Below are 25,331 nucleotides of genomic sequence, written 5' to 3'. Positions count from 1 at the left end.
GCACATCCCACGCACCGCTGTCACGCGGGACCGCGTGCCTCCCCCTGCAACGTAGGAAAGACCATCTCGACCATGACGGAGACTGCATGAACGCCCTGAAGAATCTCAAACTCGGCACGCGCCTGGCATTCGGCTTCGGCCTGGTGGTGCTGCTGCTGGTGTGCGTCTCCGTCCTCGGGCTGGTGTCCATGGCCCAGGTCCAGGCCCGCCTGGACGACATCGTCTCGGTCAACAACAAGGAATCCAGCCTGGCCGGCGCCATGCGCGGCGCCGTGAGCCAGGTGGCCCAGCGCAGCCGCGACATCGTGCTGTACGACGGCGTGCGCAAGCGCGTGGCGATCGAGGGCATCACGCAGGCCCGCCAGCGCTACGAGGCCTCCGAAAAGGAGCTGGCGACCATGTTCGAACTGCCGGACACCAGCCCGCAGGAGAAGGAACTTCTGGCCAAGGTCGTTACGCTCCGGACCGCCGCCGTGCCCCTCGTCGCCAAGGTGGTCGAACTGGGCCGCACCGACATGACGGACGAGGCAGCCCGCTTCCTCGGCACCCAGGTGGACGGCCCGATGCAGGCCTGGTACGACGCCCTGGGCGAGCTGTCCGATCTCGAGGAGAAGGCCAACAACGAAGCCGCAGACGCCGCCCAGACGGCCTACGAACGTGCCCGCATGCTGATGCTGGCGCTGTGCGCCGTCGGCGTGGCGCTGGGCCTGCTGGCGGCCTGGTGGATCACACGCAGCATCACGGTGCCGATCGCCGAAGCCGTGCGCATTGCGCGGACCGTCTCGGCCGGCGACCTGACCTCGCGCATCGAGGTGCGCGGCAAGGACGAGACCGGCCAGCTCCTGGCCGCGCTGCGCGACATGAACGAGAACCTGATCCGCGTCGTCTCCACCGTGCGCCACAGCAGCGACTCGATCGCCACCGGGGCCGGCGAGATCGCGGCGGGCAACCAGGACCTGAGCCAGCGCACCGAGGAGCAGGCGAGCAACCTGCAGCAGACGGCGGCCTCTATGGAGCAGATCGGCTCCACCGTCCAGTCCAACGCCGAGACCGCACGCCAGGCCGCGCAGCTGGCCACCGCTGCTGCGGCGGCGGCCCAGCAGGGCGGCGCCGTGGTCGGCCAGGTGGTCGGCACCATGGACGCCATCTCGGGCGGTTCGCGCAAGGTCAGCGAGATCATCGGCCTGATCGACGGCATCGCCTTCCAGACCAACATCCTGGCGCTCAACGCGGCCGTCGAGGCAGCGCGCGCAGGCGACCAGGGCCGCGGCTTCGCCGTCGTGGCCAGCGAAGTGCGCAGCCTGGCCGGCCGCTCGGCCCAGGCCGCCAAGGAGATCAAGACCCTGATCGGCGAGAGCGTGAAGATGGCCGCGGTCGGCACCACGCAGGCCGGTGCGGCCGGGACCGCCATGGGCGACATCGTCAAGCAGGTCCAGCGCGTGGCCGACCTGATCGCCGAGATCAGTGCCGCCAGCCACGAGCAGACCACCGGCATCGGCCAGGTCAGCGGTGCCGTGAACCAGCTCGACCAGGTCACGCAGCAGAACGCCGCGCTGGTGGAGCAGTCCGCCGCGGCGGCCGACAGCCTCAATGCCCAGGTCGGGCGGATGGTGGATGCGGTCGGCGTGTTCCAGCTGCCGGCCAGCGCTGGCGCCACGGCGCAGCGCCCCACGCTGGCGGGCCCGCAGCCCGCGCTCGCAGCCTGAGCCTGCTTGCTCAGCCGCGCGGGTGGTGCCGCGCGTGCAGCGCGTGCAGCCGCTCGCGCGCCACGTGGGTGTAGATGGTGGTGGTGGAGATGTCGGCGTGGCCCAGCAGCATCTGCACGGCGCGCAGGTCGGCGCCATGGTTCAGCAGATGCGTGGCAAAGGCATGGCGCAGCGTGTGCGGCGACGGCGCCACGGCGATGCCGGCGGCCAGCGCATAGCGCTTGACCAGCCCCCAGAACATCACGCGCGACATGGCGCTGCCGGCCTGCGCGCCGCGCGTGGTCACGAACAGGTCTTCGCTCTGGCGCCCGTCCAGCAGCGCCGGCCGGGCTTCTTCGAGGTAGCGCTCCAGCCACTCCTGCGCGAGTTCGCCGAAGGGAACGAGCCGCTCCTTGTTGCCCTTGCCGGTCACGCGCAGCACCTCCTCGTTGAGACCGATCTGGAAGGTGCGCAGGCCCACCAGTTCGCTCACGCGCAGGCCGCTGGCGTAGAGCAGTTCGAGCATGGCGCGGTCGCGCAGGCCCAGCGGGGTCTGCACGTCGGGGGCGGCCAGCAAGGCCTCGACCTGCGCCTCCGTCATGGTCTTGGGCACGCGCAGCGGCTGGCGCGCGGACCGCAGCTTGAGCGTGGGGTCGGCCTGCACTGCGCGCTCGCGCAGGGCCCAGCGGAAGTAGCGCTTGAAGACGGTGAGCCGACGGTTCGCCGTGGTGGCCTTGGTGCCCGTGTGGCGGGCCGCGAAGTAGGCCTGCAGGTCCATCTCGCGCGTGGCGTCCAGCGTGGTGCCGCGCTGCGCCAGCCACTGCGCGTACAGCGCGAGATCGCGCCGGTAGGCGGCCAGCGTGTTGCGCGCCAGCCCCTGCTCCAGCCAGAGCGCGTCGACGAAGGCGTCGATGCGGCCCTGGCTCTCGCCCAGCACTGCCGGGGGCAGTGCCGTCACTCCAGCGTCAGCTTGGAGGTTTCCACGACCTTCTTGTAGACACTGAACTCGGCCTTGATCTGGGCCGCGAACTCCTCGGGCGAGTTGCCGACGATCAGCGAGCCCGTGTCCTCGATGCGCTTGCGCACGGCCGGGTCTTCCAGCGCCTTGCGCACGCCGGCGTTGATCTTGTCGACCACTTCCTTGGGCAGGTTCTTGGGACCGACGATGCCGTAGTAGGCCATGCGGTTCACGGGCTCGAGGCCGACCTCCTTGAAGGTGGGCACGTCGGGCAGCGCGGCCACGCGCTGCGGCGCGGCCACGACGATGGGCACCAGCCGCTTGCTCTGCACGAAGGGCAGCGTGGACGGCAGGTTGTCGAAGATCATGGGCACCTGGCCGGCCACCGTGTCGTTGAGGGCCGGGCCCGCGCCGCGGTAGGGAATGTGCGTGACGAACACGCCCGCCATGGTCTTGTACAGCTCCATCTGCAGGTGGCCGATGCCGCCCGTGCCGGAGGAGGAGTAGGAGTATTTGCCCGGCGACTTCTTGAGTTCGGCCACGTAGGCCTTGTAGTCCTTGGCCGGAAACGCAGGGTTGACCGCGATGATGTTGGGCGTGGCCGCGATGTTGATGATCGGCGTGAAGTCGGTCAGCGGGTTGTACGGCGTCTTGGGATTGATGGCCGGGTTGGCCGCCGTGGTCGACACCGTGGCCACGCCCAGCGAGTAGCCGTCGGCCGGCGAACGCGCCGTCTCGGACGCACCGATGATGCCGCCGCCGCCGCTCTTGTTGTCCACCACCACGGGCTGGCCCAGAACCCTGCCCAGCGGCTCGGCGATGACGCGCGCGATGATGTCCGTGGTGCCGCCCGGCGCGAACGGCACGACCAGCTTGACCGGCTTGTTCGGGTAGGACTGGGCGAAGGCCGAACTGGCAGCGGCCAGCAGGGCCAGGGTGAAAACGGAACGGCGTTGCATCGGGGAGGTTCTCCGCTGGGGGTGGATGGGTGGACGGTGGACGGCTCGTGGCCGGCCCCGAAAAATTATAGAAGTGGCCTCGGCCCCGGCGTCTTCGGGCATGCCCTTGTGTGCCGCTGGTATTCTCGGGCGCCGACCTGCGCCGCTGTGCGTCCAGCCCCGTGAACTACGCGCAACTGCTGCTCCCCGATTTCTCGCTGATCCTGATCGGCTTCCTGCTGTGCCGCTACACGCCCATGAACCGCGAGGTCTGGGCCCAGGTCGAGAAACTCGTCTACTACGTGCTGTTCCCGGTGCTGCTGTTCCAGTCGGTGCTGCGCTCGCGCATCGACCTGGCCGCCACCTCGGACCTGATCCTGGCCGGCCTGCTGCTTGCGGCCTGCGGCATCGCACTGTCCTACAGCCTGCCGTACTGGCCTGGCCTCTCGAGACATGTGCAGCAGCGCGAGCATGCGGGGGCCGCGCAGATCGCGTTCCGCTTCAACTCCTTCATCGCGCTGCCGCTGGCCGAGCGGCTGGCCGGTGCGCCCGGGGCACTCGCGATGGCGGTGCTGATCGCGGTCTGCGTGCCGATCTTCAACATCGCGGCCGTGTGGCCCATGGCGCGCGGCGCGAGCGCGAACTTCGGGCGCGAGCTGCTGCGCAACCCGCTGATCGTGGCCACCGCCACCGGCCTGGCCGCCAACCTGGCCGGCCTGCGCATTCCGGAGTGGATCGAACCGACGGCCACGCGCATCGGCGCGTCCTCGGTGGCCATGGGCCTGATGGCGGCCGGCGCCGGCATGCAATTCGGTCCGCTCGCGCGGGCCAAGGCGCTGGGCCTGTCCCTGCTGGCCGTGCGCCACCTGCTGCTGCCGCTGGTGGCGCTGGGCGTGGTGCTGCTGCTCCGGCTGCCGCCCGTGCAGGCCACGGTGCTGCTGATCTTCTCTGCCCTGCCCACGGCGTCCAGCTGCTATGTGCTGGCCGCGCGCATGGGCTACAACGGGCCTTACGTGGCGGGGCTCGTGACGCTGTCCACGCTGGCCGGCATGATGAGCCTGCCCTATGCGCTGGGCATCCTGCGGCCGCTCGCCCCCTGAGCGTCAGGCGGTCCGGTCGGGGCGCAGGCTCAGTTCCTCGCTCATGGCTTCGCGGATGCGGAACTTCTGGATCTTGCCCGTCACCGTCATCGGAAACTCGGCCACGAAGCGGATGTAGCGCGGCACCTTGTAGTGCGCGATCTTGCCCTTGCAGAAGTCGTGCACGGCCTCCTCGGTCAGGGCCTGGCCGGGCTTGGGGATGATCCAGGCGCAGAGCTCCTCGCCATAGCGCGCGTCGGGCAGGCCGACCACCTGCACGTCCTGCACCTGCGGATGGCGGTACAGGAACTCCTCGATCTCGCGCGGGTAGATGTTCTCGCCGCCGCGGATCACCATGTCCTTGATGCGGCCGACGATGTTCACGTAGCCCTCGTCGTCCATGGTCGCGAGGTCGCCGGTGTGCATCCAGCCCTCGGTGTCGATGGCCTCCCGTGTCTTCTCCACGTCGCCCCAGTAGCCGTGCATCACCGAATAGCCGCGCGTGCAGAGCTCGCCCGACTGGCCGCGCGGCACCATGGCGCCGCTGGCCGGATCGACCACCTTGACCTCCAGGTGCGGCTGCACCTGGCCGACCGTGGACACGCGCTTGGCCAGCGGCGTGTCGGTGGAGCTCTGGCAACTGACCGGGCTGGTCTCGGTCATGCCGTAGGCGATCGTGATCTCCGACAGGTGCATCTGCTCGACCACCCGCTTCATGACCTCGATCGGGCAGGGCGAGCCGGCCATGATGCCGGTGCGCAGCGAGGACAGGTCGAACTCGGCGAAGCGCGGATGGTCCAGCTCGGCGATGAACATGGTGGGCACGCCATGCAGGCCGGTGCAGCGTTCGTCCTGCACGGCCTGCAGCACCGTCAGCGGATCGAAGCCGTCGTTGGGGTAGACGATGGCGCTGCCGTGCGTGAGGCAGGCCAGGTTGCCGAGCACCATGCCGAAGCAGTGGTACAGCGGCACGGGGATGCACAGCCGGTCGGCCGGCGTGAGTTGCATGCACTCGCCGATGAAGAAGCCGTTGTTGAGGATGTTGCGGTGGGTCAGCGTCGCGCCCTTGGGAAAGCCCGTGGTGCCGCTGGTGAACTGGATGTTGATGGGGTCGGTGTTCTTCAGGCCGCGCTGCACCTCGGCCACGCGCGGATCGGCAACATCGCCCGAGGCCAGCAGCTCGGAGAAGCGCGTCATGCCCGGCTCGTCCGCGCCCTGCCCGGCGACGTCGATCCAGTAGCTGCGCTCGAGCTGCGGCAGTTGGCCGTCCAGCTCGCGCAACATGCCCAGGTAGTCGCTGGTCTTGAAGCGCGCCATGGCCACGATGGCGCGGCAGCCGACCTTGTTCAGCGCGTATTCGAGCTCGGCCGTGCGGTAAGCCGGGTTGATGTTGACGAGCACCAGCCCGGCCTTGGCCGTGGCCAGCTGCATGAGCAGCCAGGCGCTGTTGTTGTGCGACCAGATGCCGATGCGGTCGCCCGGCACCAGGCCGGAGCGCAGCAGCGCGCTGGCCAGGCGGTTCGCGTCGGCCTGCAGCTGGCCGTAGGTCAGGCGCACGCCTTCGTGGCGGCTCACCAGGGCCAGCGCCTCGGGCTGGCGCGCGGCCACGGCGTCGAAGCAGTCGCCGATGGTCTGCTCGATCAGCGCGGGCGCCGTGGCGCCCTTGGCGTAGCTGTCCATGGTGCTCAGACCGTCTCTGCGAACAGCTCGCGGCCGATCAGCATGCGGCGGATCTCGCTGGTGCCCGCGCCGATCTCGTAGAGCTTGGCATCGCGCCACAGGCGCTCGACCGGGAAGTCCTTGGTGTAGCCCACGCCGCCCAGCGTCTGGATCGCCTCGCCGGCCATCCAGGTGGCCTTCTCGGCCGAGTACAGGATGGTGCCGGCCGCGTCCTTGCGGAAGCTGCGCGCGTGGTCGTTGCGGTCGCAGGCCTTGCCCACGGCGTAGACGTAGGCGCGCGTGGCCTGCCAGGTGCTGTACATGTCGGCGATCTTGCCCTGCATGAGCTGGAACTCGCCGATGCTCTGGCCGAACTGCTTGCGCTCGTGGATGAACGGAATGACCGCGTCCATGCAGGCGGCCATGATGCCCAGCGGCCCGCCCGAGAGCACGGCGCGCTCGTAGTCCAGCCCGCTCATGAGCACCTTGGCGCCCATGCCCTCGCCGCCCAGCACGTTCTCTTCGGGCACCTCGCAGTTGTCGAAGAACAGCGGGAAGGTGTTGGAGCCGCGCATGCCCAGCTTGTCGAGCTTGGTGCCGGCGGAAAAGCCCTTGAAGCCCTTCTCGACGATGAAGGCCGTCATGCCGCGCGCGCCCATCTCGGGTTCGGTCTTGGCGTAGATCACCAGCGTGTCGGCATCGCCGCCGTTGGTGATCCACATCTTGCCGCCGTTGAGCACGTAGCAGCCGTCCTTCTTGTCGGCCTTGAGCTTCATGCTGACCACGTCCGAGCCGGCGTTGGGCTCGCTCATGGCCAGCGCGCCCACATGCTCGCCGCTGACGAGCTTGGGCAGGTACTTGGCCTTTTGCGCGGCGCTGCCGTTGCGGTGGATCTGGTTCACGCACAAGTTGGAGTGCGCGCCGTAGGACAGGCCCACCGATGCAGACGCGCGCGAGACCTCTTCCATGGCCACGATGTGGGCCAGGTAGCCCAGTTCAGTGCCGCCGTACTCTTCCTTCACCGTCATGCCGTGCAGGCCCAGGCTGCCCAGCTTGGCCCACAGGTCCTTGGGGAACTGGTTCTCGCTGTCGATGGCGGCGGCGCGCGGCGCGATCTCCGCGGCGCAGAAATCGGCGACGGCGTCGCGCAGCGCGTCGATGGTCTCGCCGAGGTCGAAGTCGAGGCCAGGCTGTTGGGTAGGCATGGGGGCAGTCTCCTGAAGGGGGTTGGGTCGCAGCGCGACAGCTTACGCCGGCCCGGCGGGCATTTGACGCCACAATGGTTGCAGATTGCGCCACGCCATTCGCCTGTTGCCATGCCTTCTCCGCTCGCCTCGCCGCCCACCCGCGCCGCCACGCCGATGGCCTTCGTCCAAGCCATCGTGCAGGCCTATGCGCGCCGCGGCCGGGATCCGGCCGCGGCCCTGCGCGCGGCACAGATCGCGCCGCGCGATCTGCAGCAGCCCGAGGCGCGCGTGACGGCGGCGCAGTTCGAGGCGCTCAACGCACACGCCATGCAGGAACTGGACGACGAGGCCCTGGGCTGGTTCGGCCGGCGCCTGCCCTGGGGCAGCTACGGCATGCTGTGCCGCGCCTCGCTGACCTCGCCCAACCTGGGCGTGGCGCTGGCGCGCTGGTGCCGGCACCACCGGCTGCTGGTGGACGACGTGCTGCTGCACCTGCAGGTGGAAGGCGGCAGCGCGCGGCTGTGGATCGAGGAGCAGCGCGACCTGGGCGCCATGCGCGAGTTCTGCCTGGTCTCCTGCCTGCGCTTCGTGCACGGCTATGCGAGCTGGGCCATCGACTCGCGCGTCTCTCTGCAGGAGGCCAGCTTCCCGTTCGCCGCGCCCGCGCATGCCGACGCCTACCCGCTGATGTTCGGCGGCGCCATCCGCTTCGGCGCGCGCGAGGCCGGCTACCGGTTCGACGCGGCCTACCTCGGCCTGCCGCTCGTGCGCGACGAGCGTGCGCTGCGCACCATGCTGCGGCGCGCCTTGCCGCTCACGGTGCTGCAGTACCGGCGCGACCGGTTGCTGGGCCAGCGTGTGCGCGAACTGCTGCGCACGCGCAGCGAGGCCAGCACGGCCGATGCACTGGCCGGCCTGCTCCACGTCTCCACGCGCACCTTGCACCGCCAACTGCAGGCCGAGGGCCTGTCGCTGCAAGGGCTCAAGGACCAGGTGCGGCACGAGCAGGCCGTGGAGCAGCTGCGCCGCACCCAGCGTTCGGTCAAGCAGATCGCGCTCAGCGTGGGGTTCCGCAACGAGAAGAGCTTCGCGCGTGCCTTCCGGCAGTGGACCGGCATGGCGCCGGGCGCATTCCGGCAGGCGCAGGCTCAGGCTCAGGCGCAGGCTCAACCCTGAGCCAGGGCCCAGGCCACGTGCTCGCGCACCAGGGCACTGGCATGCGCCGCGTGCGTTTGCAATGCCGTGCGCAGTGGCGCGCGCTCGTCTGCCGGCGCCTGCCGCAGCGCATTGCCCAGCGCCACCGCGATGTTGCGCAGCCAGCGCTCGTGGCCGATGCGGCGGATCGGGCTGCCCTCGGTGCGGCGCAGGAACTCGTCCTCGCTCCAGCCGAACAGCGTGGCCAGCGCGCTGCCGGCCAGGCCTTCGCGCGCATCGAAGTCGGGCAGGGCCGCGCGGCCCGCGAACTTGTTCCAGGGGCAGGCCAGCTGGCAGTCGTCGCAGCCGTAGATGCGGTTGGCCAGCAAGTGGCGCAGCGGCAACGGAATCGGGCCGGCGTGCTCGATGGTCAGGTAAGAGATGCAACGCCGCGCATCCAGTCGCTGCGGCCCGACGATGGCGCCCGTGGGGCACACGTCGATGCAGGCCTGGCACTGGCCGCAATGGGCGCTCACCGGTGCGCTGGGCGGCAGCGCGATGTCCAGGTAGATCTCGCCCAGGAAAAACATCGAGCCGCCTTCGCGGTTCAGCACCAGCGTGTGCTTGCCGCGCCAGCCCTGGCCGCTGCGCGCGGCGAGCTCGGCCTCCAGCACGGGCGCCGAATCGGTGAACACGCGAAAGCCGAGCGGGCCCACGGCTTCGGCGATGCGCTCGGCCAGCTTCTGCAGCCGCGCGCGCAGCACCTTGTGGTAGTCGCGGCCCCGGGCGTAGACCGAGACGATGGCCTCGCCCGGGCGTTCGAGCCGCGCGAACTCCTGGGCCTGCCAATCGGGCGGGGTGTCCTGCGGCAGGTAGTCCATGCGCGCCGTCAGCACGCTCAAGGTGCCGGCGACCAGCTCGGCCGGACGCGCGCGCTTCATGCCGTGGTGGGCCATGTAGGCCATCTCGCCATGGAAGCCCGCCGCGAGCCAGGCCGCAAAACCCGGTTCGGCCGACGACAAATCCACAGGGGCGATGCCGATTTGGGAGAATCCGAGCGCGCTGGCCCAGTCCCTGATCTGGGACACCAGCCGGAGAGCATCGATCTGAACCACAGCAGCCGTCACCCGCCGATTGTAGAAACCGCACCATCCCCGCCGGATGGCGCCGAGGATGCGGCCCCCTCCTCCTCCCTGGTGTTGCACTGGCCCGACGAGGCCGCGACGGCGGCTTTCGCCGCGCGCCTGGCCGCGCAACCGGCGGTGCAGGATGCCTTCGTCACGCTGCACGGCGACCTGGGCGCGGGCAAGACCACGCTGGTGCGCCACCTGCTGCGCGCGCTGGGCGTGCAGGGCCGCATCAAGAGCCCGACCTATGCGGTGGTGGAACCCCATGCCGTGGAAACCAGCCAACCGCCGCTGGCGATCTGGCACTTCGACTTCTACCGCTTCGACGATCCGCGCGAATGGGAAGACGCAGGCTTTCGCGACATCTTCGCGGCCCCCGGCCTGAAGCTCGCCGAATGGCCCGAGAAAGCCGGCGCGCTGCTGCCGCCGGCCGACCTGGCCATCGCCATCACCGCGCGGACCGACGACGGCCGCGACGTGCAGATCGACGCCCACACGCCGCGCGGCCTCGCGCTGCTGGAGAAACTCACATGAAACGCCGCCGCCTGCTCGGCCACGGGGCGCTGGTGCTGCTGCTGGGCGTGACCCATGCCGCGCGCGGCGCCGGCATCGTCGCGGTGCGCGTCTGGCCCGCGCCCGATTACTCGCGCGTGACCATCGAGTCCGACGTGCCCCTGACCACCAAGCAGATCTTCGTGGCCGACCCGCCCCGCCTGGCCGTGGACATCGAGGGCATCGACCTGGACGCCGCCCTGCGCGAACTCGTGGGCCGCGTGCGGCCGGACGATCCCAACATCGAGCGCATCCGCGTCGGCCAGAACCAGCCCGGCGTGGTGCGGCTGGTGATCGACCTGAAACGCCCGGCCGTGCCGCAGGTGTTCACGCTGAAGCCGGTCGCGGCCTACCAGAACCGCCTGGTGCTGGACCTGTACCCGGCCGAGAAGGAAGACCCGCTGCAGGCCCTGATCAGCGAGCGGCTGCGCGACGTCGACGCCGGCAAGGCGCCCGTGGCCGACCCGCTGGACGACCTGATCGCGCGCCACACCGGCCCCGGCAGCACCACGGGCCCGGAGCTGCGCGAGTCGCCACCGCCGGGGCGGGTGTTGCCCCTGCCCGGCCCGGACAGCACGGCGCGCCCGCCCTCGCCGGAGCTGCCGCACGGCACGCTGGCCGCCGCGCCGGAGAAGGCGCCGCCGCGCCCGGCCAAGGCCCCGCCCGCGCCGCCGAGCCGCACCGACCGCCTCATCATCGTCGCGCTGGACCCCGGCCATGGCGGGGAGGACCCTGGTGCCATCGGCCCGAAGGGCACGCGCGAGAAGGACATCGTGCTGCGCGTGGCACACAAGCTGCGCGAGCGCATCAACGCCTCCAGCGTCAACGGCAACCCGATGCGCGCCTTCCTCACGCGCGACGCGGACTTCTTCGTGCCGCTGCAGACGCGCGTGCAGAAGGCGCGCAACGTGCAGGCCGACCTGTTCATCAGCATCCATGCCGACGCCTTCACCACGCCGGCCGCGCGTGGCGCCAGCGTGTTCGCGCTGAGCCAGCGCGGCGCCACCAGCACGGCCGCGCGCTGGCTGGCCGACAAGGAGAACCAGGCCGACCTGATCGGTGGCGTCAACGTGCAGGCCAAGGACCAGCATGTGCAGCGCATGCTGCTGGACATGAGCACCACGGCGCAGATCAACGACAGCCTGAAACTGGGCAGCGCCGTCCTCGGCGAGATCGGCGGCATGGCCCGGCTGCACAAGCCGCGCGTGGAGCAGGCCGGCTTCGCGGTGCTGAAGGCCCCGGACATTCCCAGCGTGCTGGTGGAGACGGCCTTCATCAGCAACCCGGAAGAAGAAGCCCGGCTGCGCAGCGACGCCTACCAGGACGACCTGGCCGACGCGATCATGCGCGGCATCCGCGGCTACTTCGCGAAGAACCCGCCGCTGGCGCGCAGCCGCACCGTCTGATCTGGCGCGGCCCCACACGCCGCGCCGGCCGCCGCCTACAGGCGCGGACCCCGTGCCCGCCTACAGTCAAGGTACGGGCTCAGGAAGCGACCAAGTGAGCCTGGCATCGCAACACCAAGAGACGAGGTATCCCATGATCAAGACCATCCTGGCAGTCACCGCGGCATCGGTCATCGGCCTGACGGGCTGCGCATCCAATCCCACCAGCGCCCAGGTCGGCACGGGTGTGGGCGCTGTCGCAGGCGGTGTCGTCGGCAATGCCGTGTTCGGCAGCACGCTGGGCACCGTGGGCGGCGCAGCAGCCGGCGCACTGGTCGGCAACGAGGTCGGCAAGCGCCGCGACAACCGCTGACGCTCCCGGCCATCCGCTGACAGAGGGCCCTCAGGGGCCCTTTTGCATTCAGGAACCTTCTTGCGGCAGCTTGGCCGACTGGCACTGGATCGGGCCGCTGCCTCCGCTTGCCATGTGGCAGGCGATGGCCCGGCCCGAGGAAGGGTCATGGAACCAGGCCGTGCTGCCATTGCCGCTGGACGACACGCCGACGGGTTGGTAGCTCGGGTTGGCACGGATCTGCGACTGTGCGCTGGGCACCAGCAGCACGCACAGCACGACAGCCGAAGCGCCGGCCAGGGCCAGCGCCCGAACGCGAAGTCGGGACGGAAGGGACATGCGGAACTCCTTGGGGGGAAGAAACCCGCATCATGGCCCAGCGCCGCGGCGCCGGGCGTGACAACCGGTGTTCAGGGCGTGGCAGCGCCCGCCGCGTCGCGCTCGGCCTGGCGCTTGGCCTTCCAACCGCCGTAGATGGCGATCACGCCGGGGATGAAGATCATGGCCCAGATGATCTTGTCCAGGTTGGCCTTCACCCAGGGCAGGCCGCCCAGGAAGTAGCCCGCCGTGCAGATGCCCAGCACCCAGATCAGCGCGCCGGCCACGTTGTAGGCGCTGAACTTGGCGCGGCTCATCTCGGCCACGCCGGCCACGAAGGGCGCGAAGGTGCGGATGAAGGGCATGAAGCGCGCCAGGATGATGGTCACGCCGCCATAACGCTCGTAGAACGCATGGGCCTGGTTGAAGGCCTTCTTGTTGAAGAAGCGCGAGTCCTCCCACTGGAAGACCTTGGGCCCGAAAAAGCGGCCGATGCTGTAGTTGCACTGGTCGCCCAGGATGGCCGCCACGATCAGCACGGCCATGGCGATCGGCAGGCTCATGAGGCCCAGCCCGCACAGCGCTCCGACCACGAAGAGCAAGGAGTCGCCGGGCAGGAAGGGCATCACGACGACGCCCGTCTCGACGAAGATGATCAGGAACAGCAGCGCGTAGACCCAGGTGCCGTAGTTGCGCACGAAGGTTTCCAGGTGCACGTCCACATGCAGGATGAAGTCGATCAGAAAGCTCACCAGTTCCATGCGGCGGCATTATGGCGGCCCGTCCGTGCCCGGCGGATGACAGGCCCGCCCGCCTGGGGAATTGCGCGGCCGGCGCATTTGCTAGCATCGGCCCGCCCTGGCGCAGGCCGGCCGCGGCCGGCGCCGCCGGTGCACCACCGTCTCATCCATCCGCTGTTCCCCCTTGTCCAAGACCTGCCCCGCATGCGGCACCGGCAACCGGCCCATCGCCAGGTTCTGCAGGAAGTGCGCAACACCACTGGATCCGGCCATGCCGGCCGCCGGGGCCGTTGCGCGCGCTGAAGCGGCGTCAGCGCCCGCCTCCAGGCCGTCCGCTCTGTCCACGCCGTCCGTGGCCTGCGCCGCCTGCGGCAGGCCCAACCGGGCCGGCGCGCGCTTTTGCCGCAGTTGCGGCAAGACCTTGGCCGCGCCGGCAGCGGCTCCCGTGGCGCCCCGGCTGGTGCAGCCCGACCGGCAGCGCGGCACATCGCAGGCGACGGTGGCCGAGGCTGCGGCCAGGGCGCCGGCCGCGCCCGTGCCGCCGCGGCACCGTCCCATCCTGCCGCTGCTGTTGCTCGTGCTGGTGCTGGCGGCAGCGGTGGCGTGGTGGCAGCGCAGCAGTGCGCCACCGCTGCCTGCTGCCGCGCCTGCGCCGGCGGCACAACCGGTCGAGGAGTTCCTGACCGAGCCCGCGCCCGTGGCGCCCGAGACCGGGCCCGTCCCGGCAGAGGCACCAGGCGCCGCGCCGCTGCCGTCACCCGCGGCATCGGAGCCGGCACCCGCTGCCGCGCCGGCACGTGACCGGCCACAGCCCCCAGCCGCCCAGCCGCCCCAGCCGGCGGCCAGCGCCGTCTCCGCCGCGCCCGCGCCGCCGGCCGAGCCCGCCGCCGTCTACACTCCGCCCCCCGCGCCCAGCCCGCCACCGACGCCCCCGCCGCAGCGCCAGGCCGCCGCCCCACCTGCCGCGCCCAGCCCGGAATCCGTGTGCGCCGACCGCAGCAGCGGGCTCTCGCGCTCGCTGTGCATCGGCATGCAGTGCTTCAAGTCCGAGTTCCGCAGGCACCCGACCTGCGTCCGGCTGGAAAATGAAGCCCGCGAGCAGCGCCGGCGCGAGATCGAACAAGGTCTGGTCGGCAGCTAGCCGGCCGCGCCGCAGCCAACTTCAGGAGTACCCAGCCCGTGCTTTCCCAACAGGTCAAGGACAGCAGCAGCCTCGTCGACAGCATCGACGCCATGCGCAACTGGCGCGCGCTCGTGCTGCTGCTCGTCACGCTCGTCGCGGGCGCCATGGTCATGGGCCTGGGCACGTTGCTGGCCGGCGTCAGCTACTTCTTCGTCGCGCTGTTCGCGGTGGCGGCCTATGCCGTGCTGTTCTACGGCGTCAATGCCGCCGGCGTGATGCTGATGGACGAGGCCCATGGCGTGCGCTCGCGTTCCATCGTCGAAGCCGTCTCGCATTCGCTCACGCATTCGCACCGCCTGCTGCTGGTCTACCTGTGGATCGCAGGCCTGTACCTGGCCGGCGTGCTGGCGCTGATGGTGGTGGTGTTTTTGTGCAAGCTGCCGCTGCTGGGGCCGCTGCTGTATGCCTTCGTGTTCCCGGTGGCCGTGGTGCTGACCGGCGTGGCGCTCTTCGCGCTGCCCATGGTGGTGTTCCCGCTGTCGGCGCCCTCGGTGTGGAACGGCGCCACAGCCATGGAATGCATGAGCCAGCTCATCGCGATCGCGCGGCGCCGGCTCGGCATGGTGCTGCTGCTGATGCTGGTGGTGTCCTTCATTGCCGGCCTCATCGGCCTGTTGATCGGCACCATGCTGTTCGGCGGCGTGGCCATCACGGCGGGCATCTCCGCGCCCATCCTGGGCAACATCGACATGGGCAGCTTCGGCATGGGCAGTGGCGGCGCGCATGCGGCCGCGGCCGGCTTCGGCAGCGGTGTGCTGTTCGCAGCCGCCTGCACGCTGCCGGGCCTCGTCTACCTGCGCGGCGTGAGCAGCGTCTACCTGCGCGCGCTGGACGGCCTGGACCTGGCGGCCGAGCAGGCCCATGTGGACGCCCACCTGGCCTACGCTGTCGACCGGGCGCGCGGCATGCAGGAACAGGCCCAGGCGCGCGCCCAGCGCGTGGCCGAGCGCGCGCGCGCCGCGGCCGCCAATGCCGCGCAGCCGGCCGAGCCGCCCAGGCCGCCGGCGATCTGTCCCAACTGCGCGACCAACGTGCGCGCCAGCGACACCCAGTGCGCCGCCTGCGGCCACCCCTTGCAATGAAAGCCCCCACGCTCATCGCTGCGTGCATCGCTGCCCCCCGAGGGGGTGCTTCAGCACCTTCGGGCGGCCGGGCGGTGCTGCAATGAGCCAACGCCGCCAGATCCGCGAACTGCCCGACGAGCTGATCAGCCAGATCGCCGCCGGCGAGGTGGTCGAGCGGCCGGCCTCGGTGGTGCGCGAACTCGTCGACAACGCGCTCGATGCCGGCGCGCGCCAGATCGTGCTGCGCCTGCTGGCCGGCGGCGTGCGCCTGATCGCCGTGGAGGACGACGGCATCGGCATCCCCATGGACGACCTGCCGCTGGCGCTCAAGCGCCACGCCACCAGCAAGATCGGCAACCTGCAGGAACTCGAGAGCGTGGCCACCATGGGCTTTCGCGGCGAGGCGCTGGCGGCGATCAATTCGGTCTCCGACATGGCGATCGCCTCGCGCACCGCAGAGCAGGCGCACGCCATGCTGCTGGACGGGCGCACCGGCGAGATGAAGCCCATCGCCCGCGCCATCGGCACCACGGTGGAAGTCAAGGAGCTGTTCTTCAGCACACCGGCGCGGCGCAAGTTCCTGAAGACCGACGCGACCGAGCTGGCCCACTGTGTCGAGGCCGTGCGCCGCCACGCGCTGGCGCGGCCCGACGTGGGCTTCGCCATCTGGCACGAGGGCAAGCTGGTCGAGCAGTGGCGGGCCGCGGCCGACAGCGACGACGCCGGCCTGGACCAGCGCCTGGCCGACGTGCTGGGCGAGGATTTCTGCGAACGCTCGGTGCTGGTGGACTACCGCAGCAGCGCGCAATCCGAAGCCGGCGGCCCGCTGATCCGTGTGCGCGGCCGCGCCGGCATCCCGGACGCGGCACGCGCGCGCGGCGACCACCAGTTCGCCTACGTCAACGGCCGCTTTGTGCGCGACAAGGTGCTTGCGCATGGCGCACGCAGCGCCTACGAGGACGTGCTCCATGGCCAGCGCCAGCCGGTCTACGCGCTGTATGTGGACATGGACCCCACGCGCGTCGACGTGAACGTGCACCCGACCAAGATCGAGGTGCGCTTTCGCGACAGCCGCGAGGTGCACCAGGCCGTGCGCCGCGCCATCGACCAGGCCCTGGCCGCGCCACGCGCCGCGCTGGCCCAGCCGGCGCCGCAGCTTCCCCTGGCGCCGCGGGTGACGGTGGTGCCGCCGTGGCAGCAGCCGTCCATGGCGTTCGCCGAGCGCACGCAAGCGGCCGATTTCACACCCTGGAGCCCTGCGCCGGCAGCCCGCGTGGCCGAAGCCGCCCCGCGCTGGGCGGGCGAGGCGGTGGCCGACCCCGCCACCGAACTCGCCGTCCTGGCAGACGAGCGCGATGCCGATGAGAGGCCAGCATCCGCAACACCGCCGACCCGGTCGGCCCCGCCCGCACCAGCCGAAACCGACGCCTGGCCGCTCGGCCGCGCGCTGGCCCAGCTGCAGGGCATCTACATCCTGGCGGAGAACCAGCAGGGCCTGGTGGTGGTCGACATGCATGCCGCCCACGAGCGCATCGTGTACGAGCGGCTGAAGGCGCAGGCGGACGGTGCCGCCATGGCCAGCCAGCCGCTGCTGATCCCTGCCACCTTCGCGGCCACGCCGACCGAGCTGGCGGCCGCCGAGGCCCATGCCGATACCCTGGCCCAGCTGGGCCTGGACGTGGCGCCGTTCTCGGCGCGCACGCTGGCCGTGCGCGCCGTGCCGGCCAGCCTGGCCCAGGGCGATGCCGTGGCGCTGGCGCGCAGCGTGCTGGCCGAACTGGCCCAGCACGATGCCAGCGGCGTGGTCGAACGCGCCCGCAACGAGCTGCTGGCCACCATGGCCTGCCATGGCGCCGTGCGCGCCAACCGCCGGCTCACGCTGGAGGAGATGAACGGCCTGCTGCGCCAGATGGAAGCCACCGAGCGCTCCGACCAGTGCAACCATGGCCGGCCGACCTGGCGCCAGATCAGCGTGCGGGAACTCGACCAGCTGTTCCTTCGGGGGCGCTGAACGGTCGCAGGGCCTGGCCTCGATCGTGCTTGCGCTGCGTAGGATTGAACTTACGCCGCACAAACGAAGTCAGTGCCTGCCATGCGCCGCCTTTCTCTGATCGCCTTGCTGTGCTCGACCCTGTCCCTGGGCGCGGTCACGGGTTGCAGTCTGCTCGACGAACGCCAACGCGACTGGATCTTCCAGCCCGGCGACCGCGCCTGGGGCGGTAGCGCCGCCAGCGCCGAGGGCATGGACGAGGTCTGGATCGACTTCGACTCCAAGGTTTCCAGGGAAGCCGTGCGCCTGCACGGCCTGTGGCTGGAGAACGAACCGGCGCTGCACACCGGTGCCGCGCAGGCGCCCATCCTGCTGTACCTGCATGGCGCGCGCTGGAATGTGCAGGGCTCGGCACCGCGCATGCGCGCCATGCAGCAGCTGGGCTTCTCGGTGCTGGCCATCGACTACCGCGGCTTCGGCAAGAGCACAGCGGAGCTGCCCTCCGAAGACCGCGCCTTCGAGGACGCCCGTGCCGCCTGGGATTGGCTGGCCGCCCGCTACCCCGACCGGCCGCGTTACATCTTCGGCCACTCGCTGGGCGGCGCCATCGCCATCGATCTGGCCTCCAAGGTGCAAGACGAGCGCGGCGTGCTCGTCGAAGGCACGTTCACTTCCATCCCCGAGGTGGCGGCCAGCATGAAATGGGGCTGGCTGCCGATCGGCTGGCTCATCACGCAGCGCATGGAATCCATCCGCAAGGTGCCCTACATCGGCGCCCCCCTGCTGGTGGTGCATGGGTCCAACGACAGCCTGATCAAGCCCGACCTGGGCCGGCGCCTGTACGACGCAGCGCAGGAGCCCAAGGCCTTCGTCGTGGTCGACGGCGGCACGCACCACAACACCATCCTGCGCGGCCAGGCGCAGTACCGCACGGCGTTGCACCAGCTGTTCGGCTGGCCGCCGGCCGGCACGCTGGCCCAGGCCGGCGAGTAGCCGGCCACCCGGAGTGTTGTTCTTTCGCTCAGTTCTCGTACAGCTGGGGCAAGCCAGTACATACCCATAGCGTACGAATGCCCATAATCGGCGCACCGTAGGCTCTCGGGAGGCTTGTTGTGCACCAAGAAGAAGTTTGTGTCCGGAACGGTTCTGCGCTGCCTCGCGGCGCGCAAGCCACAGCCAACGGGAGCGCAGCATGAGCGGACTGCGTCAACTGCGCATCGGCGCCCGGCTGACCCTCGCCTTCAGCATCCTGCTGCTGGTCATTGCCGTGAGCGCCGCCGTTGGCTATTGGCGGCTGCAGCAGACCGCCGCCGATGCCCAGCGGCTCGGGACCGTGGACAACGAGAAGCTGCGCCTGGCCGAACGCTGGCGCCAGAACATCGAGATGAACTGGGTGCGCACCCAATCCACGCTGCTCGAGGCCGATCCGGGCCGCATCCCCGCCTGGATCGCGCAGATGGACCGCACCTCCAAGCGCATCTCCGAGGTCAGCGAGCGCATCGGCCAGTTGGCCGCGACGCCCGAAGAGAAGGCCTTGATCGCCGAGATCAACGCCCGGCGCGAGGCCTACCGCGGCCCGCGCGCCGAGCTCATCAAGCGGCGCCAGGGCGGTGAGGATGTGGCGGCACTGCTCGGCACCCAGCTGCGCCCGCTGGCCGACCAGTACGACGCCGCGCTGCAGCGCTTCGAGGAGGGCCAGCACAAGATCTACGAAAGCTCTCTGCGCGCGACCGCCGACCAGGCGGCGCTGGGCCAGTCCATCCTGGTCGGCTTCGCGGTCGTGGCGCTGGGCCTGGTCGCCCTTTTCGCCTGGCTGCTCACGCGCAGCATCACCGTCCCGCTGGCGCAGGCCGGCAGCGCGGCGCGCCGCGTGGCGGCAGGCGATCTGACAGAAGACATCCAGGTGCATGGCCGCGACGAAGCCACCGCGCTGCTGGCTGCACTCAAGGAGATGCAGCAACAACTGGCCACCGTGGTCTCGGGCGTGCGGAGCAGCGCCGAGGGCGTGTCCACGGCCAGCAGCGAGATCGCGGCAGGCAACAACGACCTGTCCGGCCGCACCGAGCAGCAGGCCTCGGCACTGGAGGAGACGGCCGCCTCCATGGAGGAGCTCAGCTCCACCGTGCGCCAGAACGCCGACAACGCGCGCCAGGCCAATGCGCTGGCGGCCAATGCCTCGTCCGTCGCGACCAAGGGCGGCGAAGTCGTCTCGCGCGTGGTGGCGACCATGAAGGGCATCCACGAAAGCTCCGACCGCATCGCCGACATCATCGGCGTGATCGACTCCATCGCCTTCCAGACCAACATCCTGGCGCTGAACGCGGCGGTGGAGGCAGCGCGCGCGGGCGAACAGGGCCGCGGCTTCGCCGTGGTGGCCACCGAGGTGCGCAGCCTGGCCGGCCGCTCGGCCGAGGCGGCGCGCGAGATCAAGACGCTGATCGGCGCGAGCGTGGAGCGCGTGCAGCAGGGCACCACGCTGGTGGACCAGGCCGGCAGCACCATGGAGGATGTCGTCGCCGCAATCCGCCGCGTCACCGACATCGTGGGCGAGATCAGCGCCGCCAGCAGCGAGCAGAGTTCGGGCGTCGAGCAGATCGGCCAGGCCATCACCGAGATGGACCAGACCACGCAGAAGAACGCCGCCCTGGTCGAGCAGTCCGCAGCCGCGGCTGACAGCCTGCGCCACCAGGCCCAGCAACTGGTGCAGGCCATGGCGGTGTTCCAGCTGCGCGACGGTGCGGGGATGGCGCCGCGTGCAGCCCCGGCGCCAGCCCGCGCCCCGGTCCGGGCCCCGGCGCTGGCGGCCCGCCCCGCCGCCGCCCCGCAGCCGCGTGTGGCCGCGAAGGCCGCCCCCGCGCCGGCCGGCGTGCGGCCCAGGCCGGTCGCCGCCACCCCCAGGGCACTGCCGGCCGCCAAGGCCGCTGCCAAGAACGAAGAAGGCGAGTGGGAGAGCTTCTGAGCGGGTGAACGCGCCGCGCGAGCGGCGCATGCGGCGCGTGCGCCGCGTACGGAAATGGGCGGCATGCAGCGTGGCTTTGCCACAATCGCGGCACCGGCACGCAAGGCGTGCCGCCCGTCTTCGACACCATGCGCCTGCCCCACCCCGCTCCGACCCCCAACCTGACCACCGCCCTGCCCTGCCTGCCGCCCGCTGCCGCAGCGCGGCGCTGAGGCCGCCACCACCGTGGACATCGACTGGATCGGCCTGGCCGGCCCGACCGCCTCCGGCAAGACCGCCGCCGCGCTGGCCATCGCCGCGCGCCGGCCGGTGGAGATCGTCAGCGTGGATTCGGCCCTGGTCTACCGCGGCATGGACATCGGCACCGCCAAGCCCACGCGCGCCGAGCGCGCGGCCGCGCCGCACCACCTGATCGACATCCTCGACCCGGCCGAGGCCTACAGCGCGGCGCGCTTCGTGGCCGATGCCACGCGGCTGGTGGCCGAGATCCGCGCGCGCGGTGCACTGCCGCTGCTGGTGGGCGGCACCATGCTGTACTTCAAGGCGCTCATCGACGGGCTGGACGCGATGCCCCCCGCCGATCCCGGCTTGCGCGCCGCGCTGGAGACCGAGGCCGCCGCGCGCGGCTGGCCCGCCATGCATGCCGAGCTGGCCCTGTACGACAGCGCCACCGCTGCCCGGCTGGCCCCCAACGATTCGCAGCGCATCCAGCGCGCGCTCGAGGTCTGGCGCTCGACCGGCCGGCCGCTGTCGTCCTTCCACGGCGTGCGCGACGCCCAGGCCGCGCCGCGCCACCGCCTCATCGCGCTGGAGCCACGCGAGCGCGGCTGGCTGCATGCGCGCATCGCCGAGCGCTTCGACGCCATGCTGGCCGGCGGCTTCCTCGACGAGGTCCGCGCCCTGCGCGCCCGCGGCGACCTGCATGCCGATCTGCCGTCCATGCGCTGCGTGGGCTACCGCCAGGCCTGGCAGGCCCTGGACGCCCTGCCCGCCCTCGGCGCGCCGCTGCCACCGGCCGCGCTGGCTGCGCTGCGCGAGCAGGGCATCGCCGCCACGCGCCAGCTGGCCAAGCGGCAGATCACCTGGCTGCGCTCCATGCCGGCGCGCGAGACCGTGCCCTGCGACGCACCCGACGCGCTGGCCCAGGTGCTGGAGCGCATCGCATGAGCACCGCCGGGCCGCCCCAAGGTGCTCAGCACCGCAGCGCGCAGCGCGAAGGTACTCCAGTGCCCCCGGCCCCGGCCCTGGCCGTGGACGGGCTGGCCAAGCGCTACGGCGAGACCACGGTGTTCGCCGATGTCACGCTGCGCGTGGCACCGGGCGAGTTCGTCGCCATCGTCGGCGAATCCGGCGTGGGCAAGTCCACGCTGCTCAACTGCATGGCCGGCCTGGACCATTGGGACGCCGGCCGCGTGCTGGTGGGCGGCCAGGACCTCTCGGCGCTGGACGATGACGCGCGCGCACGGCTGCGCCGGCAGGCCCTGGGCTTCGTGTTCCAGGCCTTCCACGTGCTGCCGCACCTGGACGTGGCGCAGAACGTGGCGTTGCCGCTGATGCTGCTGGGCCGGCACGGCACCGACGCCACCGTGGCCGCCATGCTGGACGCCGTCGGCCTGCAGGGGCTGGGCACCAGGCTGCCCCAGCAGCTCAGCGGCGGCCAGCTGCAGCGCGTGGCGATCGCGCGGGCACTGGTGCACCGCCCGGCCCTGCTGCTGGCCGACGAGCCCACCGGCAACCTGGACCCGGCCACGGCCGCGCGGGTGATGGACCTGCTGGTCGCCCAGGTGCGCGCGCACGGCACCGCGCTCGTGCTCGTGACGCATTCCGAGGCCGCTGCCGCACGCGCCGACCGCGTGCTGCACCTGACGGCGCAGGGCATCGCCGATGCGCAGGGCTGACGCCCCCGCCGGCGTGCTGCGCACGCTGCTGACCAGCTACTCCTGGCAGGAGCTGCGCCAGCACCCCTGGCGCAACGCGGCCGCCGTGGTCGCCGTCATGCTGGGCGTGGCACTGGCCTTCTCCGTGCACCTGATCAATGCCTCGGCGCTGGACGAGTTCGCCAGCGCCGTGCGCAGCGTCAACGGCCAGCCCGACCTGGAACTGCGTGCCGCGCAGGGCGGCTTCGACGAGAACCTCTACGCACGCGTGGCCGCCCATCCGCAGGTGCGCCACGCCAGCCCCGTGCTGGAGCTGCAGACCCTGGCCGGCTCGGACCGCGCCGGCCAGCGCGTGCCGCTGCGCGTGCTGGGCCTGGACGCGCTGCGCGTGGCGGCCTTCGCGCCGCAGCTGCTGCCCGCGCCCACGCCCGGGCTGGCTGGCGCGCGCGACGCCTGGTTCGCGCCGGCCACGGTGTTCCTCAACCCGGCCGCCCAGCAGGCGCTGGGCATGGACGGCGTGCAGCTGCAGCATGGCCTGGCGCTGCGGCCCGTGCGCGTGGCCGGCACGGTGGCGGCCGGCGGCCCGCCGCTGGCCGTGATGGACATCGGCGCCGCGCAGGACCTGTTCGAGCGCCTGGGCGAGATCACCCGCATCGATGTGCAGCTGGCGCCCGGGGCCCCGCGCGAGGACGTGCTGGCCGCGCTGGCCCTGCCGCCCGAGGTGCGCGCGCAGACGCCCGGGCAGGATGCGCAGCGCGTCAGCAACCTCTCGCGCGCCTACCGCGTGAACCTCACGGTGCTGGGGCTGGTGGCGCTGTTCACGGGGGCCTTCCTGGTGTTCTCGGTGCTGTCGCTGTCGGTGGCGCGTCGCACGCAGCAGTTCGCGCTGCTGGGCGTTCTGGGCCTCACGGGCCGCGAGCGCCAGCGCCTGGTGCTGGCCGAGTCGGCGGTGCTCGGCCTGGCCGGCAGCCTGGCCGGCCTGGCGCTGGGCACGGCGCTCGCCGCCGCCGCCCTGCGGCTGCTCGGCGGCGACCTGGGCGGCGGCTACTTCAACGAGGCCGCCCCACCGCTGCAGTGGCGCCCGCTGGCGGCCGCCGTCTACGGCCTGCTGGGCATCGCCGCCACACTGGCCGGCGGCTGGTGGCCGGCCCGTGCCGCACAGAACCTGCCGCCGGCCCAGGCCCTCAAAGGCCTGGGCCAGGCGGCGACCGGCCGCCGCCGGCAGCTGTGGAGCGTCGTGCTGCTGGTGCTGGGCGGCCTGCTCGCGCTGGCGCCGCCGGTGGGCGGCATCGCACTCGGCGCCTATGTCTCCGTGGCCTTGCTGCTGGTCGGCGGCATCACGGCACTGCCGCTGCTGATCCAGGCGCTGTACGACCGGCTGCAGCCGCGTGTCGCCCACCGGCTGCTGCCGCTGCTCGCGGTGGAGCGGGCGCGGCGCGTGCGCGAGAGCGCGGCCGTGGCCGTCAGCGGCGTGGTCGCGGCGCTGAGCCTGGCCGTCGCGCTGACGGTCATGGTGGCCAGCTTTCGCGAGTCCATGATCGGCTGGCTGGACCAGGTGCTGCCGGCCGACCTGTACCTGCGCCCCGCCGTGGCGGCCGGCGACGCGCTGTTCTTCTCCCCCGAAACCGTGGCCGCGGTGGCCGCCAGCGAAGGCGTGGCCCGCGTGGCCACGACGCGCCAGCGCGCCGTGCAGCTGAACCCTGAGCGGCCCGCCGTGCAGCTGCTGGCCCGCAGCCTCGCCGACCCGGCCAGCAGCCTGCCGCTGGTGGGCGCGGCGCTGCCGGTGCCGCCGGGCATGCTGGGCGTGTACGTCAGCGAGCCCATGGTCGACCTGTACGGCGCCACGCCGGGCAGCCGCCTGGACGCGCTGGCCGCCGCGGCATTCCCGCAGGCCGCCGCGCCGCCGCTGTTCGTGGCCGGCGTGTGGCGCGACTATGTGCGCCAGTTCGGCGCGGTGGTGGTGCCGCAGCAGGCCTACCAGCAGCTCTCGGGCGACCGCCGCATCAACGACATCGCGCTGTGGCTGGCACCGGGCACCGACGCCGCGGCCCTGCAGCAGCGCCTGCGCGCGCTGGTCGAGGCGCAGGCCCCTGGCGCCGGCGCGCTGCTGGAGTTCACCTCGGTCGGCGCCCTGCGTGCCAACTCGCTGCGCATCTTCGACCGCAGCTTCGCCGTCACCTACTGGCTGCAGGCCGTGGCCATCGGCATCGGGCTGTTCGGCGTGGCCGCCAGCTTCAGCGCCCAGGTGCTGGCACGGCGCAAGGAGTTCGGCCTGCTCGCCCACCTGGGGCTGACGCGCCGGCAGATCCTGGCGGTGGTGGCCGGCGAAGGCGCTGCCTGGACGCTGATCGGCGCCATCGCCGGCCTGGCGCTGGGCCTGGCGGTGGCGGTGGTGCTGGTGCACGTGGTCAACCCGCAGAGCTTCCACTGGACCATGGACCTGCACGCGCCCTGGGGCCGGCTGCTGGCGCTGTGCGCGGCCGTCGTGGCTGCGGGCACGCTGACGGCCTGGCTCGCTGGCCGTGCCGCGGCCGGGCGCGACGCGGTCATGGCCGTCAAGGAGGATTGGTGAGCCGGCAGCGCGGCATGGTGCTGCGCGGCGCGCTCGCCATGGTGGCCTTCTGGCTCGCGGTGATGGCGCTGCTGTACTGGGCCATGGACCGCTGGCAGCAGCCGCGTGCGGCGCGTGTGACGGCCACCGGCGAACTGCTGATCCCGCGCCATGCCGACGGGCACTTCCGCATCGCCGGCAGCATCAACGGCGAGCCGGTGATGTTCCTCGTGGACACCGGCGCCAGCGTGGTCGGCGTCAGCGAAGCACTGGCCCGCCGCGCCGGCCTGGAAGGCGGCGAGCCCACGCAATTTCGCACCGCGAACGGCGTGCGCGAGGGCCGCATGGTGCGGGCCGGGCGCATCGAACTGCAAGGCGGCGCGGCCGTGCGCGGCCTGCGCGTGGGTGTCGGGCTGCAACTGGGCGCCAACGACGCCCAGGCCCTCCTGGGCCAGAACTTCCTGCAGCACTTCGAGGTCAGCATGGACCGCGACAGCATGCGGCTGCGCCCACGGGCCGAGTGAGGCCTGGTCAGGCGGCTTGCAATCGAAAGAGGGGGGCACCGAGGTGCTGAAGACGCGCCCTGCGACGCA

Annotated in this window: 22 protein-coding genes; 15 read left to right on the top strand and 7 right to left on the bottom strand. The window is 71.6% G+C overall.

The window, feature by feature from the left end:
* The first annotated feature begins 86 nt into the window (after positions 1–86).
* A complete protein-coding gene (locus DES41_RS39705; protein ID WP_281277261.1) occupies positions 87–1,706 on the top strand; it encodes a methyl-accepting chemotaxis protein in 1,620 nt (539 codons plus the stop codon).
* 10 nt (positions 1,707–1,716) lie between these two features.
* Here the strand turns inward: DES41_RS39705 and xerD are convergent, their stop codons facing one another.
* Both xerD and DES41_RS34570 read right to left on the bottom strand, forming a co-directional pair.
* Positions 1,717–2,643, bottom strand: a complete 927-nt coding sequence (gene xerD, locus DES41_RS34575; RefSeq protein WP_425466417.1) for a site-specific tyrosine recombinase XerD — start codon at positions 2,641–2,643, stop codon at positions 1,717–1,719.
* On the bottom strand, positions 2,640–3,602 hold the full coding sequence (locus DES41_RS34570) for a tripartite tricarboxylate transporter substrate binding protein BugE (protein ID WP_114472176.1): 963 nt from the start codon (positions 3,600–3,602) through the stop codon (positions 2,640–2,642). Before DES41_RS34570 ends, xerD begins: the two co-directional genes overlap by 4 nt.
* Positions 3,603–3,763: 161 nt before the next feature.
* On the opposite strand from DES41_RS34570, the gene DES41_RS34565 reads away from it, so the two are divergent.
* Entirely contained in the window at positions 3,764–4,681 is a 918-nt protein-coding gene (locus DES41_RS34565) for an AEC family transporter (RefSeq protein ID WP_114472223.1), read from the top strand.
* 3 nt (positions 4,682–4,684) lie between these two features.
* On the opposite strand, the gene DES41_RS34560 is transcribed toward DES41_RS34565, so the two are convergent.
* Both DES41_RS34560 and DES41_RS34555 read right to left on the bottom strand, forming a co-directional pair.
* Positions 4,685–6,340: an AMP-binding protein gene (locus DES41_RS34560; RefSeq protein WP_114472175.1), complete on the bottom strand. Its 1,656-nt coding sequence runs from the start codon at positions 6,338–6,340 to the stop codon at positions 4,685–4,687.
* 5 nt (positions 6,341–6,345) lie between these two features.
* Complete coding sequence (locus DES41_RS34555) at positions 6,346–7,524, bottom strand: isovaleryl-CoA dehydrogenase (protein WP_114472174.1); 1,179 nt, start codon at positions 7,522–7,524, stop codon at positions 6,346–6,348.
* A 111-nt stretch (positions 7,525–7,635) separates the two neighbouring features.
* On the opposite strand from DES41_RS34555, the gene DES41_RS34550 reads away from it, so the two are divergent.
* Positions 7,636–8,682: an AraC family transcriptional regulator gene (locus DES41_RS34550; protein ID WP_245966017.1), complete on the top strand. Its 1,047-nt coding sequence runs from the start codon at positions 7,636–7,638 to the stop codon at positions 8,680–8,682.
* Here the strand turns inward: DES41_RS34550 and queG are convergent.
* Positions 8,673–9,728: a tRNA epoxyqueuosine(34) reductase QueG gene (gene queG, locus DES41_RS34545; RefSeq protein ID WP_425466416.1), complete on the bottom strand. Its 1,056-nt coding sequence runs from the start codon at positions 9,726–9,728 to the stop codon at positions 8,673–8,675. The genes DES41_RS34550 and queG overlap by 10 nt on opposite strands.
* An 18-nt stretch (positions 9,729–9,746) precedes the next feature.
* Between queG and tsaE the strand changes: the two genes are divergently transcribed.
* From tsaE to DES41_RS34530, 3 genes are all read left to right on the top strand, one after another.
* Positions 9,747–10,301, top strand: a complete 555-nt coding sequence (gene tsaE / locus DES41_RS34540) for a tRNA (adenosine(37)-N6)-threonylcarbamoyltransferase complex ATPase subunit type 1 TsaE (RefSeq protein ID WP_425466418.1) — start codon at positions 9,747–9,749, stop codon at positions 10,299–10,301.
* The gene (locus tag DES41_RS34535) at positions 10,298–11,725 is read left to right on the top strand and encodes an N-acetylmuramoyl-L-alanine amidase (RefSeq protein ID WP_114472173.1); all 1,428 of its coding nucleotides are present in this window, start codon (positions 10,298–10,300) and stop codon (positions 11,723–11,725) included. The genes tsaE and DES41_RS34535 overlap by 4 nt, the downstream gene beginning before the upstream one ends.
* Before the next feature lie 133 nt (positions 11,726–11,858).
* The gene (locus DES41_RS34530; protein WP_114472172.1) at positions 11,859–12,077 is read left to right on the top strand and encodes a glycine zipper 2TM domain-containing protein; all 219 of its coding nucleotides are present in this window, start codon (positions 11,859–11,861) and stop codon (positions 12,075–12,077) included.
* A 48-nt stretch (positions 12,078–12,125) separates the two neighbouring features.
* On the opposite strand, the gene DES41_RS34525 is transcribed toward DES41_RS34530, so the two are convergent.
* Together DES41_RS34525 and DES41_RS34520 are read right to left on the bottom strand one after the other, a co-directional pair.
* The gene (locus tag DES41_RS34525) at positions 12,126–12,395 is read right to left on the bottom strand and encodes a hypothetical protein (protein WP_114472171.1); all 270 of its coding nucleotides are present in this window, start codon (positions 12,393–12,395) and stop codon (positions 12,126–12,128) included.
* Between the two features lie 71 nt (positions 12,396–12,466).
* Entirely contained in the window at positions 12,467–13,135 is a 669-nt protein-coding gene (locus DES41_RS34520; protein ID WP_114472170.1) for a DedA family protein, read from the bottom strand.
* A 163-nt stretch (positions 13,136–13,298) separates the two neighbouring features.
* Between DES41_RS34520 and DES41_RS34515 the strand changes: the two genes are divergently transcribed.
* From DES41_RS34515 to DES41_RS34475, 9 genes are all read left to right on the top strand, one after another.
* Entirely contained in the window at positions 13,299–14,255 is a 957-nt protein-coding gene (locus tag DES41_RS34515) for a zinc ribbon domain-containing protein (RefSeq protein ID WP_170168388.1), read from the top strand.
* Positions 14,256–14,293: 38 nt separating this feature from the next.
* Complete coding sequence (locus DES41_RS34510) at positions 14,294–15,379, top strand: zinc ribbon domain-containing protein (protein ID WP_114472167.1); 1,086 nt, start codon at positions 14,294–14,296, stop codon at positions 15,377–15,379.
* A gap of 82 nt (positions 15,380–15,461) precedes the next feature.
* The gene (gene mutL, locus DES41_RS34505) at positions 15,462–17,372 is read left to right on the top strand and encodes a DNA mismatch repair endonuclease MutL (RefSeq protein WP_114472165.1); all 1,911 of its coding nucleotides are present in this window, start codon (positions 15,462–15,464) and stop codon (positions 17,370–17,372) included.
* A gap of 81 nt (positions 17,373–17,453) precedes the next feature.
* Positions 17,454–18,344 carry an alpha/beta hydrolase gene (locus tag DES41_RS34500; protein WP_114472163.1) on the top strand — a complete coding sequence of 297 codons (891 nt, stop codon included), beginning with the start codon at positions 17,454–17,456 and terminating at the stop codon, positions 18,342–18,344.
* Positions 18,345–18,543: 199 nt separating this feature from the next.
* Positions 18,544–20,310 (top strand): methyl-accepting chemotaxis protein, encoded by a 1,767-nt coding sequence (locus tag DES41_RS34495; RefSeq protein ID WP_114472161.1) that lies wholly within the window; start codon positions 18,544–18,546, stop codon positions 20,308–20,310.
* Positions 20,311–20,535: 225 nt separating this feature from the next.
* Entirely contained in the window at positions 20,536–21,477 is a 942-nt protein-coding gene (miaA, locus tag DES41_RS34490; RefSeq protein WP_114472160.1) for a tRNA (adenosine(37)-N6)-dimethylallyltransferase MiaA, read from the top strand.
* Positions 21,474–22,208, top strand: a complete 735-nt coding sequence (locus tag DES41_RS34485; RefSeq protein ID WP_114472159.1) for an ABC transporter ATP-binding protein — start codon at positions 21,474–21,476, stop codon at positions 22,206–22,208. Before miaA ends, DES41_RS34485 begins: the two co-directional genes overlap by 4 nt.
* Complete coding sequence (locus DES41_RS34480) at positions 22,195–24,759, top strand: ABC transporter permease (RefSeq protein ID WP_114472158.1); 2,565 nt, start codon at positions 22,195–22,197, stop codon at positions 24,757–24,759. Before DES41_RS34485 ends, DES41_RS34480 begins: the two co-directional genes overlap by 14 nt.
* Positions 24,756–25,262 (top strand): retropepsin-like aspartic protease family protein, encoded by a 507-nt coding sequence (locus tag DES41_RS34475; RefSeq protein ID WP_245966016.1) that lies wholly within the window; start codon positions 24,756–24,758, stop codon positions 25,260–25,262. Before DES41_RS34480 ends, DES41_RS34475 begins: the two co-directional genes overlap by 4 nt.
* Positions 25,263–25,331 lie beyond the last annotated feature (69 nt).

The sequence above is a fragment of the Pseudorhodoferax soli genome (assembly GCF_003337555.1).
In the GTDB taxonomy this organism is placed as follows: domain Bacteria; phylum Pseudomonadota; class Gammaproteobacteria; order Burkholderiales; family Burkholderiaceae_C; genus Pseudorhodoferax; species Pseudorhodoferax soli.
Note: the sequence above shows the minus strand (reverse complement) of the source record. Positions and strands in the feature narration are given on the sequence as shown.

What these genes read in the sequence shown, in the direction of transcription:
- DES41_RS39705 (WP_281277261.1), top strand. Translation starts at nt 87, where the DNA reads ATGAACGCCCTGAAGAATCTCAAACTCGGCACGCGCCTGGCATTCGGC.
- DES41_RS34570 (WP_114472176.1), bottom strand. Translation starts at nt 3,602, where the DNA reads ATGCAACGCCGTTCCGTTTTCACCCTGGCCCTGCTGGCCGCTGCCAGT.
- DES41_RS34560 (WP_114472175.1), bottom strand. Translation starts at nt 6,340, where the DNA reads ATGGACAGCTACGCCAAGGGCGCCACGGCGCCCGCGCTGATCGAGCAG.
- DES41_RS34555 (WP_114472174.1), bottom strand. Translation starts at nt 7,524, where the DNA reads ATGCCTACCCAACAGCCTGGCCTCGACTTCGACCTCGGCGAGACCATC.
- DES41_RS34550 (WP_245966017.1), top strand. Translation starts at nt 7,636, where the DNA reads ATGCCTTCTCCGCTCGCCTCGCCGCCCACCCGCGCCGCCACGCCGATG.
- DES41_RS34535 (WP_114472173.1), top strand. Translation starts at nt 10,298, where the DNA reads ATGAAACGCCGCCGCCTGCTCGGCCACGGGGCGCTGGTGCTGCTGCTG.
- DES41_RS34530 (WP_114472172.1), top strand. Translation starts at nt 11,859, where the DNA reads ATGATCAAGACCATCCTGGCAGTCACCGCGGCATCGGTCATCGGCCTG.
- DES41_RS34525 (WP_114472171.1), bottom strand. Translation starts at nt 12,395, where the DNA reads ATGTCCCTTCCGTCCCGACTTCGCGTTCGGGCGCTGGCCCTGGCCGGC.
- DES41_RS34520 (WP_114472170.1), bottom strand. Translation starts at nt 13,135, where the DNA reads ATGGAACTGGTGAGCTTTCTGATCGACTTCATCCTGCATGTGGACGTG.
- mutL (WP_114472165.1), top strand. Translation starts at nt 15,462, where the DNA reads ATGAGCCAACGCCGCCAGATCCGCGAACTGCCCGACGAGCTGATCAGC.
- DES41_RS34500 (WP_114472163.1), top strand. Translation starts at nt 17,454, where the DNA reads ATGCGCCGCCTTTCTCTGATCGCCTTGCTGTGCTCGACCCTGTCCCTG.
- DES41_RS34495 (WP_114472161.1), top strand. Translation starts at nt 18,544, where the DNA reads ATGAGCGGACTGCGTCAACTGCGCATCGGCGCCCGGCTGACCCTCGCC.
- DES41_RS34485 (WP_114472159.1), top strand. Translation starts at nt 21,474, where the DNA reads ATGAGCACCGCCGGGCCGCCCCAAGGTGCTCAGCACCGCAGCGCGCAG.
- DES41_RS34480 (WP_114472158.1), top strand. Translation starts at nt 22,195, where the DNA reads ATGCGCAGGGCTGACGCCCCCGCCGGCGTGCTGCGCACGCTGCTGACC.